Origin of the sequence: Actinomadura sp. GC306 (genome assembly GCF_004348665.1) — a bacterium.
Taxonomy (GTDB): domain Bacteria; phylum Actinomycetota; class Actinomycetes; order Streptosporangiales; family Streptosporangiaceae; genus Spirillospora.
Genome location: NZ_SMKM01000431.1, coordinates 1 through 3,311 on the forward strand (window position 1 = coordinate 1; position 3,311 = coordinate 3,311).

General features: G+C 76.2%; 3 protein-coding genes. 2 read left to right on the forward strand and 1 reads right to left on the reverse strand.

Translation table 11 applies throughout. The features are described 5' to 3' along the window. The coding region (locus tag E1200_RS32185; protein ID WP_131956272.1) for an MFS transporter at positions 1-1,205 on the forward strand (1,205 nt) is incomplete at its 5' end. A gap of 98 nt (positions 1,206-1,303) precedes the next feature. Then, positions 1,304-2,176 (forward strand): LysR family transcriptional regulator, encoded by an 873-nt coding sequence (locus tag E1200_RS32190; protein ID WP_131956274.1) that lies wholly within the window; start codon positions 1,304-1,306, stop codon positions 2,174-2,176. Positions 2,177-2,220: 44 nt separating this feature from the next. On the opposite strand, the gene E1200_RS32195 is transcribed toward E1200_RS32190, so the two are convergent. Continuing rightward, complete coding sequence (locus E1200_RS32195) at positions 2,221-3,135, reverse strand: Lrp/AsnC family transcriptional regulator (protein ID WP_131956276.1); 915 nt, start codon at positions 3,133-3,135, stop codon at positions 2,221-2,223. Positions 3,136-3,311: the final 176 nt, after the last annotated feature.

Sequence of the window (3,311 nt, forward strand, 5' to 3'; positions counted from 1 at the left end):
GCGGGGCACTGCTGACCCCGGGGTCCCTGGCGATCATCCAGGCGTCGTTCACCCCCGACGACCGCCCCCGCGCGGTGGGCGCCTGGTCGGGGCTGGCCGGGGTCGCCGGCGCGGCCGGGCCGTTCGCGGGCGGCTGGCTGGTCGAGGCGGCCGGGTGGCGCTGGGTGTTCCTGCTGAACGTCCCGCTGGCGGCCGTGGTGGTGCTGGTGGCGGTGCGGCACGTCCCCGAGAGCGCCGACCCGGACGCCGGCGGCCGCTTCGACGTGCTCGGCGCGGTGCTGGCGGCGCTCGCGCTGGCGGGCACCACGTACGCGCTGACGGAGGCGCCCGCGGCGGGCATGAGCCCGGCGGTCGCCGCGGCGGCCGCGGTGGGCGGCGCGGCCGCGGTCGCGTTCGTGCTCGTCGAGCGGGCCCGCGGCGCGGACCGGCCCCGCGCGGACCGGCCCGGCACGGACCGGGAGCCGCCGCGCCCGATGCTGCCGCTGGACGTGTTCACCTCCCGGCAGTTCAGCGCCGTCAACCTCGTCACGTTCGTCATGTACGGCGGGATGGGCGTGCTGTTCTTCCTGTTCGTGCTGAACCTGCAGGTCGTCTCCGGGTTCTCGCCGATCGCCGCGGGGACGGCCCTGCTGCCGGTCACGGTGCTGATGCTGCTGCTGTCGTCCCGCGCGGGCGACCTCGCGCAGCGGATCGGCCCGCGGCTGCCGATGACGGCCGGCCTGCTGGTCGCGGCCGCCGGGATGCTGCTGGTCTCGCGGGTCGGCGCGGACGCCTCGTACGTGCGCGACGTCCTGCCCGCCGTGGCGGTGTTCGGGCTGGGGCTGTCGGCGGCGGTCGCGCCGCTCACCGCCACCGTGCTCGCCACCGCGCAGGTGCGGCACGCGGGCGTGGCGAGCGGTGTCAACAACGCGGTGGCGCGGGCCGCCGGGCTGCTGGCGGTCGCGGCGATCCCGCCGCTGGCCGGGCTGACCGGCGACGCCTACGAGGATCCCGCGGCGTTCTCCCGGGGGTTCGGCGTCGCGATGGCGGCGTGCGCCGCGCTGCTGGCCGCCGGGGCGCTGCTGACCTTCCTGACCGTCGACGACGACGCGCTGCGGACGCCGTCCGGGGAGCGGGTCGAACCGGAGTGCCGGACGCAGTGCGGCGTCGGCGCCCCGCAACTGCAGCCCGAGCCGGAGACCGCCGCCCCGGGCTCCCCGCCCTGACCCGCCGGACGGGCAGGCCGGACGGGCCGGCCGCGATTCTCGGTCCGATTCCGGCTATGTCCAGGACCGGATCGGTTCGTTGTCATACGGTCGGGGGCATGAATCTGCGGCAGCTGCGCTATGTCGTGGCCACCGCCGACCACGGCACGATGACGTCGGCGGCCCAGGCTCTCTACGTGGCCCAGCCCGCGCTCTCGCGGGCCGTCCGCGAACTGGAGCGCGAGCTCGGCGTCGAACTGTTCGCGCGGTCCGGCCGCGGCGTCGTCCTCACCCCCGTCGGCGAGCAGGTCGTGCGGGAGGCGCGCGTCGCGCTGGACGCCGTCGAGGCCATCGAGTCCCTGGCGGTCACCCGCGCCAACGGGCGCGGCGCCGACCTGCGCATCGCCGTCACGGCGTCGCTGGAGCCGGAGCTGACCGGCCGGCTCATCCCCCGCTTCGCCCGCGACCAGCCCGCCGTGCGGGTCCGGGTGGTCCGCTGCGACGACCGCGACCAGGTCGCGGCGGCGCTGCGCGCGGGCCGCGCCGACCTCGCGCTGACCGACCTGCCCGTGCCCGGGGACATGTCCGCGCACCCGTTCGAGCAGCGCGAGGTCGTGCTCGTCTCGCCGCCGGCGCTGCAGGTGCGCGAGCCGGTGCCGCCCGCGGCGCTGGACGGGATGCGGCTGGTGCTGCCGGCCCGGGGCAGCGCCCGGCGCGCCGAGATCGACGCGCTGCTGCGGCGCATCGGCGCCGTCCCGGTGGTGGCGGCCGAGTCCGACGAGCGCGGCGCCTGGCTCGGTTGGGTCCGCGCCGGGATGGGCTCCGTGCTGTGGTACCGCAACCAGATCGAGGACACCGAGGGCGTGGCCGTCCGGTCGTTCATGCCGCCGCTGACCCGCATGATCGGGCTCGTGCACGCGCACCGCAGGCTTCCGCCCGCCGCCCGCGACTTCCTCACGTTCGCCAAGGAGACGGCCCGCGAAGACCAGTGACGCGGCGGTGCCCCGGCCCTCGGGCCGGGGCACCGGCGGGACGGTCAGGACGACCCGTTGAGGGGGTACGCGGGGAGTTCGGCGGCGTAGGACTCCTTGAGCACGTCCAGGTGGTGCCAGGACTCCCGGACCGTCACCCCGGGCACCGAGCGGACCGCGTCCAGCACCGCGACGAGCTCGGCGCGGGAGGCCGCCTCGGCCTGCCCGACGATGTCGTACCGGCCGAAGCCCGTCGCGAGGTAGCGGACGCCGTCCTGCGCGGCGACCGCCTCGGCGGTCTTGCGCAGCCCGCCGGTCACCACCAGCCCGAACCCGCCGAGCTCGGCGGCGCCGAGGGCCAGCGGGTCGGCCAGGCCGGTGACCTGGATGACGCCCGAGCGCATGAGCCGGACGACCCGGGCCCGGGTGGCGGCCTGCGAGAGCCCGATGACGTGCGCGAGGCGCGTGTAGGGGGCGCGGCCGTCGCGCTGCAGCTCGTGCAGGAGCCGCCAGTCGATGTCGTCCAGGCTGATCTCGCCGAGCTCGCGCACCACCGCGTGCTTGTCGCGCACGGTGGCCACCGACCGGAACACCTCGGCCGCGCGCACCCCGGGGATGGACCGGATGTGGTCCACCTCGGCGGCGAGTGCGGCGTCGTCGCGGGTGCGGACCTGCGCGACGATGTCGTGCGGCCCGGCGGTCAGCGCGGCGAAGCTGACGGCGGGACGCCCGGCGATGGCCGCGGCGGCCTCCCGCGCCGGGCCGTCCACGGCGACCGACACGTGCCCGATCGCCTCCGCGCCGACGACGGCGGCGTGCACGATGCCGACGACGCGGACGACGCGCGTCTCGAGAAGGTGCTGCACCCTTGCCCGCACGGCCGTGCGGGAAAGCCCGACCCGGTCGGCGAGCGCCTGGAACGTCGCCCTGCCATCCCGCTGGAGCTCGCGGACGAGCACGGCGTCGACCGCATCCAGCACGGCTTTCCTCCTCGACATCTGATGACCAGTTCTGCCAGCTGCAAGATCATTCCATTTCGGGACGGTATGACGTCAAATATTGATCTTGCCCGTGTTCGCCGTGCCCGGCGGCCGTCGATGCGTCTGTTCCGGGTTCGGGGCGGCGCCGTTTCCGACGCCCGGCGAAGCCCGCCGAG